The following is a 13,989-nucleotide window of genomic DNA, read 5'->3' on the forward strand; positions in this document are numbered from 1 at the left end:
AGGGTGCCGGTCATGCCCCTCTTCGGACGCAAGAAGAACGACGAGGCGCTGCGGCACGTGCCCGAGGTCGCGGTGCTCCCGGAGCCGCCCGTCCCCGGCCCGAACGGCCTGCGCACGCTCGAGCAGCACCGTGACTACCTCCTGGGCTGCGTCGAGGAGCTGATGCCCTTCGGCCAGCACGTCCTGGACGCGCTCGGCCTCAGCATCTGCGAGGACGTCGTCTCGGGGATCGACCTGCCGCGCTTCGACAACTCCGCCATGGACGGGTACGCGGTCCGCGCGGCCGACGTCCAGTACGCCACCGACGTGCGGCCCGTCCGGCTGCCGGTCGTGGGGGAGGTGCCCGCGGGCGGGGCGGCCCCGCACCGGCTCTCGCCCGGCACGGTCATGAAGATCATGACCGGCGCTCCCGTGCCCGGCGACGCGGACGCGATCGTCCCGTACGAGGCCACCGACCGCGGCTCGACCGACGTCACCGTGACCGTGCCCAGCTCCGTCGGCCAGCACATCCGCCGCCGCGGCGAGGACGTCGGCGTCGGCGACCTGATCCTGGCCGCCGGCTCGCGCATCGGCGTCCGCGACGTCGGGCTGCTCGCCGCCGTCGGGATCGACAAGGTGATGGTGCGGCCGCGCCCCCGCGTCGTGGTCATCTCGACCGGCTCCGAGCTCGTCGACCCGGGCCTCGCGCTCAGCCCGGAGCAGATCTACGACTCGAACTCCTACCTGCTCGCGGCCGCGGCCAAGGACGCCGGCGCACAGGTGTTCCGCGTCGGTCACGTCGGCGACGACCCGGCCGCGCTCAAGCAGCTCGTCTACGACCAGCTCGTCCGCGCCGACCTCATCCTCACCACCGGCGGCGTGAGCCAGGGCGACTACGACATCGTCAAGGCGGTGCTCCCCGAGCTCGGGGCCACCGACTTCGCGGGCGTCGCGATGCAGCCGGGCAAGCCCCAGGGGTTCGGGCTGATCGGGGAGGACCGGACGCCGATCATCATGCTGCCGGGCAACCCGGTCAGCGCGTTCGTGTCCTTCGAGGCCTTCGTCCGCCCGGTGATCCGCAAGCTGATGGGCCTCACCCCGTACGTCCGCCCGGGCGTGCGCTGCGCCGCCGCCCACGCGATGAGCTCGATCCCCGGCCGCACCCAGCTGGCCCGCGGCGTGATCGCCGCCGACGAGACCGGCGCGCGGACCGTGTCGCTCGTCGGCGGCCACGGGTCGCACCTGCTCGGTGACCTCTCCAAGGCCGACGCCCTGGTCGTGCTCCCGGCCGACACCGACTTCGTCGCCGCGGGCACGGAGCTCGAGGTCTGGCCGCTGGACCTGCCGCGATGACCGCTCCCACCGGCCCCGACGCCGCGGGCGCCGGGGGCCTGACGCACCTCAACGCCGCCGGCGAGGCCCGCATGGTCGACGTGTCGGACAAGCCCGTCACCGTCCGTACGGCCACCGCGGCCGGGCGGGTCCGGCTCAGCGCCGCCTGCGTCGCGGCGCTGAGGTCCGGGGACGTGCCCAAGGGTGACGCCCTCGCGGTCGCCCGCATCGCCGGGATCATGGCGGCGAAGAAGACCCCGGAGCTCGTGCCGCTCTGCCACCCCCTCATGATCAGCGGCGTGGACGTGGTGGCCGAGGTGACCGACGACGGCGTCGACCTGCGCGCCACGGTCAAGACGAACGAGCGCACCGGCGTCGAGATGGAGGCCCTCACCGCGGTCAGCGTCGCCGGCCTCGCGGTGGTCGACATGGTCAAGGCGATCGACCGCGACGCGACCATCACCGACATCCGGGTGGTGGCCAAGTCGGGCGGGCGCAGCGGCGACTACCGCCGGGCCGGCGAGGCCGGAGCGGTGGCTCCGTGAACACGGCGCTGGTCGTGACCGTCTCCACGCGCGCCTCCGCGGGCGTCTACGAGGACCGTTCCGGTCCGGTGCTCGTCGCCGGGCTGCGGGAGTGCGGCTTCGAGGTCGGCGAACCCGTCGTGGTCCCCGACGGCGACGAGGTCGGGGCGGCGCTGCGGGACGCGGTGGCCGCGGGCCACGCGGTCGTGCTGACCACCGGCGGCACCGGGCTGAACCCGCACGACCACACCCCCGAGCAGACCCGAGCCGTGCTCGAGCGCGAGATCCCGCAGCTGAGCGCGGCGGTGGCGGCGTACGGGGTCGCCCACGGGGTGCCGACGGCCACGCTGAGCCGCGGGCTCGCGGGCACGGCCGGACGGACGCTGATCGTCAACCTGCCCGGTTCCAGCGGCGGCGCGCGCGACGGCATGGCGGTGCTGGCCCCGGTGCTCCAGCACGCGGTCAGCCAGCTGCGCGGCGGCGACCACTAGTGCGGGTGGCCGGGTCATGAGCTCCGGGTACAGCTACGGCTCGCACCACTGGCCGGTCAGCCTGCGGCACGACAGGGTGGTGCTGTCGCCCATGCGCCGCCGCGACCAGGTCGCCTGGGAGCGCGTCCGGCGCCGCAACGCCGCGTGGCTCAAGCCCTGGGAGGCCACGCTCCCGCCCGGCTCCTCGTTGGGACCCACCTCGTACGCCGCCCTCGTCCGCTCGCTGGGGCGCCAGGCGCGCGACGACCGGATGCTGCCCTGGCTCGTGTTCTACGAGGAGCAGCCCGGACGGGCGCCCGAGCTCGCCGGCCAGCTGACCGTGAGCGGGATCGTCGGCGGCTCGGCGTCCTGGGGCCAGATCGGCTACTGGGTCGACCAGCGGCTCGCGGGGCGCGGGATCATCCCGACCGCCGTCGCGCTGGCGGTCGACTACTGCTTCTCGGTGATGCGGCTGCACCGCATCGAGATCGCCATCCGCCCCGAGAACGCCGCGAGCCTGCGCGTCGTGACCAAGCTCGGGTTCCGTCCCGAGGGCCTGCGGCCGCGCTACCTGCACATCGACGGCGACTGGCGCGACCACCTCGTGTTCGCGCTCAACGCCGAGGAGGTCGGCGAGGGCCTGCTGCGGCGCTACGAGGCCCTGCGCGGACCCCGGCCGCCCCAGGTCCTCTGAGCCCCGCGACCGGAACGTGACCTCGGGCCGGGCGTGGGTCACGCAATGATCACGCGACACACCGCCCCAGGTGGGCTCCGCCGTCGGGCGCACCAAATACCGTTCGCTGCGTGGGGACGACGGGTCTGATCTTCGCCGGGATCGCGATCGCCTGGCTCGCTTATCTGGTGCCGCACTTCGTGCGCCGCCGTGAGGGCGAGCCGGACGTGGAGCGGGAGGCGGTGGACCCCTTCTCCGACTCCGTACGCATCCTGCGGCACGGCACCGCGCCGCTGCTCGACCAGGACCTGGCCGAGCTGCGGGAGTTCGAGGTCTCGACCCCGGTCACCCGCCGCGCCGCGATCGCCGACCTGCGCCGCCTCGAGCGCGTCGCCGCCTCGCGCCGCCGTCGCGTGCTCTCCGGCCTGTTCGCCGTCCTCTGCGCCGTCATCAGCGTCGCCTCGATGAGCTGGGTGCCCTGGTGGACCGTGGCGATCCCCGGTGGCCTGGTGCTGCTCTTCGTCGTCGTGTCCCGCGTCAGCGTCCGGGCGATGCGGCGTGACCTCGACGCCCGCTACGTCTCCATCTCCCGCGGCAGCGACGAGAAGACCGTGATGATCAGCCGCAAGGACGCGGCGGTCGAGGGCAAGGAGAAGAAGGCCAAGGCCAAGAAGGCCGCCAAGGAGTCCAAGGACGCCGACGGCAAGCCCGGCCTGTGGGACCCGCTGCCCATCACGATGCCCACGTACGTCTCCAAGCCGCTCGCGCCGCGCACCGTCCGCACGATCGACCTCTCGGCCCCCGACGTCACGTCGTCCGGCCGCCAGACCGTCCCCGTCACGGCCGACGCGCCGGAGGAGACGACCGTCGAGGCCGGCGCCCCGCAGGAGCAGACCGGCGGCCCGCAGGCGGCCTCGGCCTGAGTCCGGCGCCTCGGGGCTGCTGCTGACCGTCGTCCGTACGGCGGGAGCGGCTCCGGGTGATGGTAAAGTTCGTCACCGATCGGTTCGCCGGTCGACTTCGGGGCCTTGGCGCAGTTGGTAGCGCGTCTCGTTCGCAATGAGAAGGTCAGGGGTTCGAATCCCCTAGGCTCCACCACCGATGACCGGCCCGCCCACCTGGGCGGGCCGTCTCGCTCTCCGGGTCCGGACGAGCGGCCTGGCAGGCTGTTCCCGTGACCGACGACGCCCTGCCCCCGCCGCCGACGATCGCCGAGCACGGCATGATCGGCGACCTCCGTACGGCCGCGCTGGTCGCCACCGACGGCAGCATCGACTGGTTCTGCGCCGGGCGCTTCGACTCGCCGAGCGTGTTCGCCCGGATCCTGGACGCCGAGCGCGGCGGTTCGTGGGACCTGGCCCCGGTCGACGGCGGCATCCGGACGCACCAGGCGTACCTCCCCGACTCGAACATCCTCAACACGCGCTTCCTGGCCGACCAGGGCATGGTCGAGGTCCACGACTTCATGCCGGTGGTGAAGGCCCACGACGACGAGCACCGGCAGCGGATCGTGCGCCGGGTCCAGTGCGTGCGCGGCGACCTCCGGCTGCGGATGCGCCTCGCGGTGCGTCCCGACTACGCGCGCGAGCGGCCGACGCTGCACCAGGTCGACGGGGGCGTGCTCATCGAGAGCGCGTCGATCCGGCTCGGGCTCAGCACCACGGCGGAGGTGCGGGTGGAGGGCGACGACGTCGTCGCCGACCTGCACCTGACGGGCGGCGACCGGGCGCTGTTCGAGCTGGAGGTCCTCGACCCCGACGAGGAGTTCGTGCCGTCGTCGGGCTCGGGCGCGGACGCGCTCTTCGACGCGACGAACGCGTTCTGGCAGGGCTGGATCGCGCAGTCCACCTACCGCGGGCGGTGGCGCGAGGCGGTGGAGCGGTCGGCGCTCACGCTGAAGATGCTCTGCCACGAGCCGAGCGGGGGCATCGTCGCCTCGGTCACGACCAGCCTGCCCGAGCAGATCGGCGGCTCCCGGAACTGGGACTACCGCTACGTGTGGGTGCGCGACGCCGGCTTCAGCCTGTACGCGCTGCTGCGGCTCGGGTTCCTCGACGAGGCGGGCGCCTTCATCCGTTGGCTGTCCGAGCGGCTGGGGGAGCAGGACGCCTCCAGCTCCGAGGAGCTCGGTCCGCTGCGGGTGCTCTACGACCTGGACGGCCGGATCCCCGACACCGAGATCGAGCTCGACCATCTCGACGGCTACGCCGGCTCCAAGCCCGTCCGCGTCGGGAACGCGGCCTCCGGCCAGCTCCAGCTCGACATCTACGGCGACCTGATCGACTCGGTCTACCTGTTCAACAAGTACGGCCCGGGGATCAGCTACGACGCCTGGCGCGACCTGACCCGCCTCGTCGACTGGCTGATGCGGCACTGGGACGCCCCCGACGCCGGCATGTGGGAGTCGCGCGACGAGCCGCGCAAGCACACGACCTCGCGGATCATGGAGTGGGTCGCCATCGAGCGCGCGATCCGGGTGGCGCGGCAGCGGGGCCTGCCCGGCGACATCACGGCGTGGTCGCGGGTCCGCGACGAGATCTACGCGAGCGTCATGGAACGGTCCTGGGACGCCGAGCGGCAGACGTTCACGCAGTACGAGGGTTCCGACGAGGTCGACGCCGGGCTCCTGCTGCTGCCGCAGGTCAAGTTCCTGGCCCCGCTCGACCCGCGCTTCCTCTCGACGCTCAAGGTCATCGAGGAACGCCTGGTCACCGACACCCTCGTGTTCCGGTACGACGTGGAGGCGGCACCCGACGGCGTCGAGGGCGCGGAGGGCACCTTCTCGCTCTGCTCGTTCTGGTACGTGGAGGCGCTCACCCGGGTCGGCCGGCTCGCCGACGCCCGCCTCGCGCTCGAGAAGATGATGACCTACGCCAACCACGTCGGCCTCTTCGCGGAGCAGATCGGCCTCAACGGCGAGCAGCTCGGCAACTTCCCCCAGGCCTTCACCCATCTGGCGCTGATCAGCGCCGCGCACAACCTCGACCGCCAGCTGCCCTGACGCCGCGGGCGGGCGACCGACGGGGCACGCGGCCCCGTCGGTGACCTCGGCGCCGTGCCCGCGGAGGATCGTGGGCGCCGTCCAGGGGACCGCTGCTTCTCGGCCCCGGCAGGGGCTCCTGCGCGCGCCAGGGGGTCGCCTCGACCCCGGAGCGGGCCGGCCGAACCTGAGAGCGCCTCAGCGGCCTGCCTCCGCTCCAGCCGCGGCAGAGGTCCCCGACAACCTTGTCGGCAACGTTGTCATCGCCTCAGGAGCCGTCCTGAGGCGACCCTGAGGCTCCTGCCGCCCCTCGGGCTGAGGGTTCCTTGAGCCTTCCTGAGAACGACTCACATCTTGAGGGAGACCTGGGCTGGCTCTGAGAGTGGTTGAAGCCTGAACGAAGTCGGCCGCTCGATGCTTCTCGTGCGGTCAACGAGGCCGCACACCGAACCAGGAGCACCCCCGATGACTCTCCTCGCCGAGCAGAACAGCAGCCTCGCCCTCCAGCACCGTGCGGCCCACACCGTCGAGGCCTGGAGCGCCGGGTCCGCCGTCGTGCAGCAGGGTCCGGCCGGGGTCTCCGCCGTGATCAAGCGGGGCATCGACATCGTCGGCTCCCTCGTCGGGCTCTTCCTGCTGGCCCCGCTGCTCCTGGCGGTCGCGCTGCTCGTCAAGGTCACCGACCCGGCCGGTCCGGTGCTCTACCGGCAGCAGCGCGTGGGCCGCGGCGGCCGCGCGGTCGGCGTCCTGAAGTTCCGCTCGATGCGCTGGCAGTACTCCACCGGTCCGACCCGCCCGTACGCCACGGCCGAGCAGGCCTTCCTGGCCATGGGTCGCCCGGACCTCGTCGCCGAGTTCGCCCTCGAGCAGAAGGTCGCGGACGACCCCCGCGTCAGCCGCCTCGGCCACTTCCTCCGCGCCACGAGCCTCGACGAGCTCCCGCAGCTGGTCAACGCGCTGCTGGGCCACCTGAGCCTCGTCGGCCCCCGCCCGATCGTCACCGCCGAGCTCGAGCGCTACGGCACCGACGCCGTCTCCTACCTCGCCGTCCGCCCCGGCATCACCGGCCTCTGGCAGGTCTCCGGCCGCAGCGACACCTCGTACGACACCCGGGTCGGCCTGGACCGCCACTACGTCCAGCAGTGGCGCCTGACGATGGACCTGGCCATCCTGGTCCGCACCGTCGGCACGGTGATGGCCCGCGACGGGGCTCGCTGAGCCCCCACGAACACAGAGCGGGTCCGGCACCTCGGGGGAGCCGGGCCCGCTCTGCTGCGTCCCGGGTCTTCCGCCGGAGGGCCTCGCCGGCGGCTAGATCCAGCTGCGGAACCACATCCGGGTCAGCCAGCGGGGGTAGGGGAGCAGCTCGTCGGTGAGGATCGGGTAGAGGTAGGCGAAGTTCGCGACCACGACCGCGACGAAGACGCCGACGAGGATCCCGCCGAGCATGCGCCGGTCCCCGGAACGGGCGTCGCCGAGCAGGCGGCCGGCGACGAGCGCCACGGCCATCACCGAGAACGGGATGATCATGATGGCGTAGAAGAAGAACAGCGGGCGCGAGTCGTACTGGAACCACGGCAGCCAGCCCGCCGCGACGCCGACGACGGGGATGCCGAAGCGCCAGTCGCGCCCGCCGACCCAGAGCAGGAGCGCGGCGACCAGGGCGAGGACGGCGACCCACCAGAGGATCGGGGTGCCGATCCCGCTGATCACCCGGATGCAGTTGTCCGGGCCGACGCAGCCGTCGGTGTCCGGCGCGATGTTGTTGACGGCGTCGATCCCGATCGGGCGGGCGACGAGCAGCCAGCCCCAGGGGTCGGCGCGGTAGGCGTGCTCGGCGTGGTTGATGAAGTCGCCGGTGTGGAAGTTCCAGATGTCGCGCTGGTAGTGCAGCCAGGACGCCAGCGTCTCCCCGAACGCCTTCGTCGTGCCCGCCTCCGGGTGCTGCGAGCCCCACTGCCGGTCGTAGCCGCCGGACGTGGCGAACCACCCGGCCCAGGTCGCGACGTAGACCCCGAGCGGCACGACCACGAGCGACACGAACGCCGGGATCCCGTCGCGCAGCACGGCCAGGTTCGCGCGCGGGCCGGCGCCGGCGAGGCGTCGGGCGCCCACGTCCCAGGCCAGGCTGAGCAGCGCGAAGGCGGCGACGACGTAGAGCGCGTTCCACTTGGTGCCGAGCGCCAGCCCCCAGCAGACCCCGGCCGCGAGCCGCCACGGTCGGACGACCAGCGCGGGCCCGAAGCGTCGACCGAGGTCGGGGACCCCGCGGCGTACGAGGTCGGCGGCGAGGCGGCCGCGGAACCAGTCCCGGTCCGCGGCCAGGCAGGCGACCGCGGCGACGGTGAAGAAGGCGACGAACACGTCCAGCAGCGCCGTCCGCGACATGACGAACGCCAGCCCGTCGACGGCCAGCAGCAGACCCGCCAGGCCGCCGATCAGCGTGGAGCGGGAAACCCGTCGGACGAGCCGGATCAGCACGAGCACCAGCAGGGTGCCGAAGACGAGCGGCGCGACGCGCCAGCCGAACGAGGTCATGCCGAAGAAGTGCTCGCCGAAGGCGATCAGCCACTTGCCGACGGGCGGGTGCACCACGAACTCGGCGGTGCGCTGCATCACGTCGACGTTGCCCGCCGTGATCTGGGCGTTCGCGTCCTCGGCCCAGTTGCGTTCGTAGCCGAACTTCAGGAGCGAGTACGCGTCCTTGGCGTAGTAGGTCTCGTCGAAGACCAGCTTGTTCGGGTAGGCGAGGTTGGGCAGGCGCAGCACGAAGGCGACGGCGGTGACGAGCAGCGTCACCACCCAGCCGCGGAGCCGGTCGGCCGGCATCGGGTCGCGCAGCCGGTCCACGGTGCTCGCCGGGGTCGGCACGGCGGCCGGGACGGGCGGCTGGTCCTCCGCGGGGGGCGCAAGCTCCAGCACCGGCCGCGTCACGTCGACACTGTAGTCAGCGCTCCCTGTGATCTCTGTGATCCTTGACGGCGTGCAGGAGACCGGAACCGCCGCCGAGCCGGGCGTCCTCGTCCTCGCCGGGACGCCGATCGGCGACGTGGCCGACGCCTCGCCCCGCCTCCGGGCCGAGCTGGCCGGCGCCGACGTCATCGCCGCGGAGGACACGCGGCGCTTCCGGGCGCTGCTGCAGCGGATGGGCGTCACCACCTCCGCCCGGGTCGTGTCCTACTTCGAGGGCAACGAGGCCACCCGTACGCCCGAGCTCGTCGAGGCCCTGACCGGCGGCGCCCGCGTCGTCGTCGCGACCGACGCCGGGATGCCCTCAGTGTCCGACCCCGGCTTCCGGTTGGTCGCCGCCGCCGTCGCGGCCGGGGTCCGCGTGACGGCCGTCCCCGGGCCGTCCGCCGTGCTCACCGCGCTGGCCGTCTCCGGCCTGCCCGTCGACCGCTTCTGCTTCGAGGGCTTCCTGTCCCGCAAGGCCGGTGAGCGCTCCCGCCAGCTCGCCGCGCTCGCCGAGGAGCCGCGCACGATGGTCTTCTTCGAGGCCCCGCACCGGACGGCGGAGACGCTCGCCGCGATGGTCGAGGCTTTCGGGCCCGGCCGCTCCGGCGCGGTCTGCCGCGAGCTGACCAAGACCTACGAGGAGGTCGTGCGCGGACCGCTGGCCGAGCTCGCCGCCTGGGCGGCCGCCGAGGTGCGCGGCGAGGTCACGCTGGTCGTGGCCGGCGCCGAGGCCCGGGTCGTCGACCTGGACGCCGCCGCGGCCGAGGTGGCGGACCTCGTCGCCGCCGGCGCCCGCCTCAAGCCCGCCGTCGCCGAGGTCGCCGAGCGCGAGGGCATCGCGCGCAACGCCCTGTACGCGGCCGCGCTGGAGCTGACCCGGCGCCCGGTCAAGACCTAGGCATGAACGCCCCCTGAGCCTGTCGAAGGGCCTCGAAGAGGTCGGGGTCCTCGCCTCCTCGGGAGCGCCGACCCGTTCCGGGCCCTTCGACGAGCTCAGGGGGCGTTGAAGGGCGACGCGCCCCCTGAGCCTGTCGAAGGGCCTCGAAGAGGTCGGGGTCCTCGTCTCCTCGGGAGCGCCGACCCGTTCCGGGCCCTTCGACGAGCTCAGGGGGCGTTGAAGGGCGACACGCCCCGTGAGCCTGTCGAAGGGCCTCGAAGAGGTCGGGGTCTTCGTCTCGTCGGGAGCGCCGACCCGTTCCGGGCCCTTCGACGAGCTCAGGGGGCGTTGAAGGGCGACGCGCCCCCTGAGCCTGTCGAAGGGCCTCGAAGAGGTCGGGTCCTCGTCTCGTCGGGAGTGCCGAGCCGTTCCGGGCCCTTCGACGAGCTCAGGGGGCGTCGTGCTTCGACAAGCTCAGGGGTCGTGGCAGAGGATCGGCACGTGGAACGCAAGACCGACCGGACCGAGCTCCCCGACGCGCCCGACCCCCTGCCGGGGCCGGTGGTCGACACCCACTGCCACCTCGACATCACCGAGGAGTTCTCGGGACTGGACGCCGAGGACGCGCTGGCTCGCGCGGCCGCGGTCGGGGTCACCCGGATCGTGCAGATCGGCTGCGACGTGGAGCAGTCGCGCTGGGCCGTGGACCTCGCCCGTACGCAGCCGTCCGTCGTAGCCGGCGTCGCCCTGCACCCGAACGACGCCGCGCGGCTCGGCCTCCTCTCCCGCAGCGCCCTGGACGAAGGGCTCGCGGTCGTCGAGTCGCTCGCCGGGGACCCGGAGGTGCGGGTGGTGGGGGAGACCGGGCTCGACTTCTTCCGGACGCCCGAGTCCGCCGGGCAGGCCGTGCAGCGCGAGTCCTTCGCCGCGCACATCGCGTTCGCGAAGGCGTACGACCGGACGCTGGTCATCCACGACCGCGACGCGCACGCCGCCGTCCTCGACGTGCTCGACGCCGAGGGGGTGCCGGACCGCGTGGTCATGCACTGCTTCAGCGGCGACGAAGCGTTCGCGCGGGCCTGCCTCGACCGCGGCGCGCACCTCTCCTTCGCGGGCACGGTGACCTTCAAGGCGAACGCGCACCTGCGCCGGGCGCTCGCGATCACCCCGCTCGACCGGGTCCTCGTCGAGACCGACGCCCCGTTCCTCACGCCGACGCCGTTCCGCGGGCGGCCGAACGCCTCCTACCTCGTGCCCGTCACCGCGCGCGCCATGGCGGAGGTCCGCGCGATCCCGCTCGACGAGCTGTGCCGCGCGCTCGACGCGAACGCCGACGTCGCCCTGGGCGGTTCGTGGCCGGTGTACGACGCGGCCCGGCCGGGCGCCTGAGGTGGAGCTCGCCGACGTCCTGGCCCGGCGGCGGATGGTCCGGCGCTACGACCCGGACCTCCCCGTCGACGCCGAGGCGCTCGAGGTTGTGCTCGCCGCAGCGCTCCGGGCCCCGTCCGCCGGGTTCACCCAGGGCGTCGCCCTCCTCGTGCTCGAGGCGCCGGAGGAGCGGGAGCGCTTCTGGGCGGCGACCGTGCCCGCCGCGCCCGGGTCCGGGCCCGAAGAGCCCGAGCCGGTGGCGCGGCCGAACCGCTGGCTCGACGGCATGCGCACGGCGCCGGTCCTGGTCCTCGTGCTGACCAGCCGGGAGGCCTACCTCGACCGCTACGCCGAGCCCGACAAGGGCTGGACCGACCGGGACGAGGACCGCTGGTCGGCGCCGTACTGGTTCGTCGACGCCGGCATGGCGGCGATGGCCATGCTGCTGCGCGCCGTGGACCTCGGTCTCGGGGCCTGCTTCTTCGGCGTGCCGGTCGACCGGGTCGAGGCGGTGCACGCGGCCTTCGGGGTCCCGCCGGACCAGCTGGGTGTCGGCGTCGTGAGCCTCGGGCACCCGGTCACGCAGGGGGACCGCGGCAGCCGGGGCTCGCCCGCGCGCCGTGTCCGTCGGCCCGCCGACGAGCTCGTCCACCGCGGGGCCTGGTAGCCCCGCGTCCGGTCTCCCCGGCGCTCCCTCTGCGAGGTGGTGCACGTCGCCGCGCCCGAGATCTGTCGAGATCGGCCCGAGATCGTAGAAACGTCAAGTTTGACGTCCTCTCAGGGTCTCGTTATGGTTCCGTGACCTTTGCGGCCGGAGCGGCCGCTTGACTCGACCGGCCCGTCCTCGGGCCCCTCAGGAGCAGCGTGCGCGCCATCGTTCCCGTGATCGCCGGTGCGGCGGTCCTCGCCGTCGGCGGCGGTTCCCTCGCCTACGCCGGGCTGCGGTCCGACGTCACCCTGGCCGTCGACGGCCAGGCCGGCCAGGTCGTCAGCACCAGCGCGCAGACGGTCGGCGACCTGCTCGGCGCGCAGCACATCACCGTCGGCCCGCACGACGTGGTCGCACCCTCCGCGGCCAGCGAGCTGCACGACGGCACCCTGGTGTCGGTCCGCTACGGGCGCCAGGTGACGGTGACCGTCGACGGTGCGCCGCAGACCCTGTGGACGACCGCGACCGACGTCGGCAGCGCGATCACCGCGCTCGGCCTCGACACCACCGGCGCCGACCTCTCCACCAGCCGCAGCGCGCCGATCGGCCGCGAGGGCCTTGCGGTCTCCGTGGCGACGCCCAAGCGCGTCACCGTCCAGGCCGCTGGCAAGAAGCGCACGCTCACCACGACCGGTGCCACCGTGGGCATGGCGCTCAAGGCCGCGGGCATCACCCCCGACGCCGACGACGAGGTCAGCCTGCCGGTCACGACCACGCTGACGAACGGCGCGAAGGTCCGCTTCACCCGCGTCGACGTCCGTTCGACCACCAAGCGCAGCGACGTGGACCACAAGACCGTCGAGAAGAAGTCGTCCTCGCTCGAGCGCGGCAAGACGAAGACCACGACCGCCGGGCGCGACGGCTCCCGCACCACCACCTACCGCGTGGTCTCCCACGACGGCAAGGAGGTGAGCCGCAAGGCCACGAAGTCGGTCGTCACCCGCAAGCCCGTGACCCGCGTCGTGGTCGTCGGCACCAAGGCCCCGAAGCCCAAGGAGGTCTCGACGTCGACCTCGGGTGTCGCGAACGTCGGCCTGTGGGACAAGATCGCCCGGTGCGAGTCGGGTGGGAACTGGTCGATCAACACCGGCAACGGGTACTACGGCGGGCTGCAGTTCAACCTGCAGACGTGGCGCGCGTACGGCGGCACCGGCCGTCCGGACCAGCAGAGCAAGGCGGCCCAGATCGCCGTCGCCGAGCGTGTCCGCAAGGCCTCCGGGCTGAGCGCCTGGTCCTGCGCCTGAGCACCTCCCGTCCCGGTCGGGGGCGGGTCCGCTGAGCCTCCTGGACCCCCGGTCCGTCCGGGAGATCGCGGCCCGCCTCGACCTGCGCCCGACCAAGCAGCGCGGGCAGAACTTCGTCGTCGACGCGAACACCGTGCGCCGCATCGTCGCCGTCTCCGGCGTCGGGCCCGACGACGTGGTGCTCGAGGTCGGCCCCGGGCTCGGGTCGCTGACGCTCGGCCTGCTCGAGGTCGCCGACCGGGTGGTCGCCGTCGAGATCGACGAGCTGCTGGCCGGCGAGCTGCCGCGCACGGTCGCCGAGCGGCTGCCCGACCGCGCCGACCGGCTGGACGTCGTCACCGCCGACGCGATGCGCGTGACCGAGCTGCCCGCGACGCCGACGGCGGTCGTCGCCAACCTCCCGTACAACGTGGCCGTGCCGGTCCTGCTGCACCTGCTGGCGACCTTCCCGGAGTGGCAGCGCGGGCTGGTGATGGTGCAGGCCGAGGTCGCCGACCGGATCAGCGCGGCGCCCGGCTCGAAGATCTACGGCATCCCGTCGGTGAAGACGGCCTGGTACGCCGAGGCGTCCCGCGCGGGCTCCGTGTCGCCGACGGTCTTCTGGCCGGTGCCCAACGTGGACTCCGGGCTGGTGGCCCTGCGCCGGCGCGAGCCCCCGGCGACGACGGCCTCGCGGGAGGACGTGTTCGCGCTCGTCGACGCCGCGTTCGGCCAGCGCCGCAAGATGCTGCGCTCGGCGCTGTCGGGCTTTGTCGGCTCGTCGGCGGCCGCCGTGGAGGCCCTGGAGGCGGCCGGCGTCGACCCGCAGGCGCGCGGCGAGGTGCTGGACGTGACCGCATTCGCCAGGATCGCCGAGCAGCTCGGGCGGACACGCTAAC

Annotated in this window: 13 protein-coding genes and 1 tRNA gene; 13 read left to right on the forward strand and 1 reads right to left on the reverse strand. The window is 73.4% G+C overall.

The window, feature by feature from the left end; all coding sequences use genetic code 11:
- The first annotated feature begins 12 nt into the window (after positions 1 to 12).
- The 8 genes from glp (at position 13) to ABD665_RS18530 (ending at position 7,176) form a co-directional block, all read left to right on the forward strand.
- Entirely contained in the window at positions 13 to 1,332 is a 1,320-nt protein-coding gene (glp, locus tag ABD665_RS18495; protein ID WP_204911116.1) for a molybdotransferase-like divisome protein Glp, read from the forward strand.
- Positions 1,329 to 1,856, forward strand: a complete 528-nt coding sequence (moaC, locus tag ABD665_RS18500; protein ID WP_204911117.1) for a cyclic pyranopterin monophosphate synthase MoaC — start codon at positions 1,329 to 1,331, stop codon at positions 1,854 to 1,856. The genes glp and moaC overlap by 4 nt, the downstream gene beginning before the upstream one ends.
- Positions 1,853 to 2,326, forward strand: a complete 474-nt coding sequence (locus tag ABD665_RS18505; protein WP_344742698.1) for a MogA/MoaB family molybdenum cofactor biosynthesis protein — start codon at positions 1,853 to 1,855, stop codon at positions 2,324 to 2,326. The genes moaC and ABD665_RS18505 overlap by 4 nt, the downstream gene beginning before the upstream one ends.
- 16 nt (positions 2,327 to 2,342) lie before the next feature.
- Positions 2,343 to 2,999 carry a GNAT family N-acetyltransferase gene (locus tag ABD665_RS18510; protein ID WP_204911118.1) on the forward strand — a complete coding sequence of 219 codons (657 nt, stop codon included), beginning with the start codon at positions 2,343 to 2,345 and terminating at the stop codon, positions 2,997 to 2,999.
- 110 nt (positions 3,000 to 3,109) lie between these two features.
- The gene (gene sepX / locus ABD665_RS18515) at positions 3,110 to 3,901 is read left to right on the forward strand and encodes a divisome protein SepX/GlpR (protein ID WP_204911119.1); all 792 of its coding nucleotides are present in this window, start codon (positions 3,110 to 3,112) and stop codon (positions 3,899 to 3,901) included.
- Between the two features lie 99 nt (positions 3,902 to 4,000).
- Positions 4,001 to 4,076, forward strand: a tRNA-Ala gene (locus ABD665_RS18520).
- 76 nt (positions 4,077 to 4,152) lie between these two features.
- Positions 4,153 to 5,979: a glycoside hydrolase family 15 protein gene (locus ABD665_RS18525; protein WP_344742701.1), complete on the forward strand. Its 1,827-nt coding sequence runs from the start codon at positions 4,153 to 4,155 to the stop codon at positions 5,977 to 5,979.
- Between the two features lie 444 nt (positions 5,980 to 6,423).
- Positions 6,424 to 7,176, forward strand: a complete 753-nt coding sequence (locus ABD665_RS18530; RefSeq protein ID WP_204911120.1) for a sugar transferase — start codon at positions 6,424 to 6,426, stop codon at positions 7,174 to 7,176.
- A 93-nt stretch (positions 7,177 to 7,269) separates the two neighbouring features.
- Here ABD665_RS18530 and ABD665_RS18535 read toward each other — a convergent pair whose 3' ends face one another.
- Positions 7,270 to 8,787, reverse strand: a complete 1,518-nt coding sequence (locus tag ABD665_RS18535) for a dolichyl-phosphate-mannose--protein mannosyltransferase (RefSeq protein WP_204913839.1) — start codon at positions 8,785 to 8,787, stop codon at positions 7,270 to 7,272.
- A gap of 154 nt (positions 8,788 to 8,941) precedes the next feature.
- Here ABD665_RS18535 and rsmI point away from each other — a divergent pair, with 154 nt between their 5' ends.
- From rsmI to rsmA, 5 genes are all read left to right on the forward strand, one after another.
- Positions 8,942 to 9,811, forward strand: a complete 870-nt coding sequence (gene rsmI / locus ABD665_RS18540; RefSeq protein ID WP_204911121.1) for a 16S rRNA (cytidine(1402)-2'-O)-methyltransferase — start codon at positions 8,942 to 8,944, stop codon at positions 9,809 to 9,811.
- Positions 9,812 to 10,291: 480 nt separating this feature from the next.
- Entirely contained in the window at positions 10,292 to 11,179 is an 888-nt protein-coding gene (locus ABD665_RS18545; protein ID WP_204911122.1) for a TatD family hydrolase, read from the forward strand.
- 1 nt (position 11,180) lies between these two features.
- Positions 11,181 to 11,825, forward strand: coding sequence for a nitroreductase family protein (locus ABD665_RS18550; RefSeq protein ID WP_204911123.1), 645 nt, complete (start codon positions 11,181 to 11,183; stop codon positions 11,823 to 11,825).
- A gap of 197 nt (positions 11,826 to 12,022) precedes the next feature.
- Positions 12,023 to 13,111 (forward strand): ubiquitin-like domain-containing protein, encoded by a 1,089-nt coding sequence (locus ABD665_RS18555; protein ID WP_204911124.1) that lies wholly within the window; start codon positions 12,023 to 12,025, stop codon positions 13,109 to 13,111.
- 31 nt (positions 13,112 to 13,142) lie between these two features.
- A complete protein-coding gene (gene rsmA / locus ABD665_RS18560; RefSeq protein ID WP_204913851.1) occupies positions 13,143 to 13,988 on the forward strand; it encodes a 16S rRNA (adenine(1518)-N(6)/adenine(1519)-N(6))-dimethyltransferase RsmA in 846 nt (281 codons plus the stop codon).
- The last annotated feature ends 1 nt before the right edge of the window (position 13,989 follow it).

Source organism: Microlunatus spumicola (assembly GCF_039536445.1).
GTDB classification, from domain to species: Bacteria; Actinomycetota; Actinomycetes; order Propionibacteriales; family Propionibacteriaceae; genus Microlunatus; species Microlunatus spumicola.

Excerpts from the sequence above, each read along its gene's own strand:
- glp (WP_204911116.1), top strand. The coding sequence starts at position 13 with ATGCCCCTCTTCGGACGCAAGAAGAACGACGAGGCGCTGCGGCACGTG.
- moaC (WP_204911117.1), top strand. The coding sequence starts at position 1,329 with ATGACCGCTCCCACCGGCCCCGACGCCGCGGGCGCCGGGGGCCTGACG.
- ABD665_RS18510 (WP_204911118.1), top strand. The coding sequence starts at position 2,343 with ATGAGCTCCGGGTACAGCTACGGCTCGCACCACTGGCCGGTCAGCCTG.
- ABD665_RS18530 (WP_204911120.1), top strand. The coding sequence starts at position 6,424 with ATGACTCTCCTCGCCGAGCAGAACAGCAGCCTCGCCCTCCAGCACCGT.
- ABD665_RS18535 (WP_204913839.1), bottom strand. The coding sequence starts at position 8,787 with ATGCCGGCCGACCGGCTCCGCGGCTGGGTGGTGACGCTGCTCGTCACC.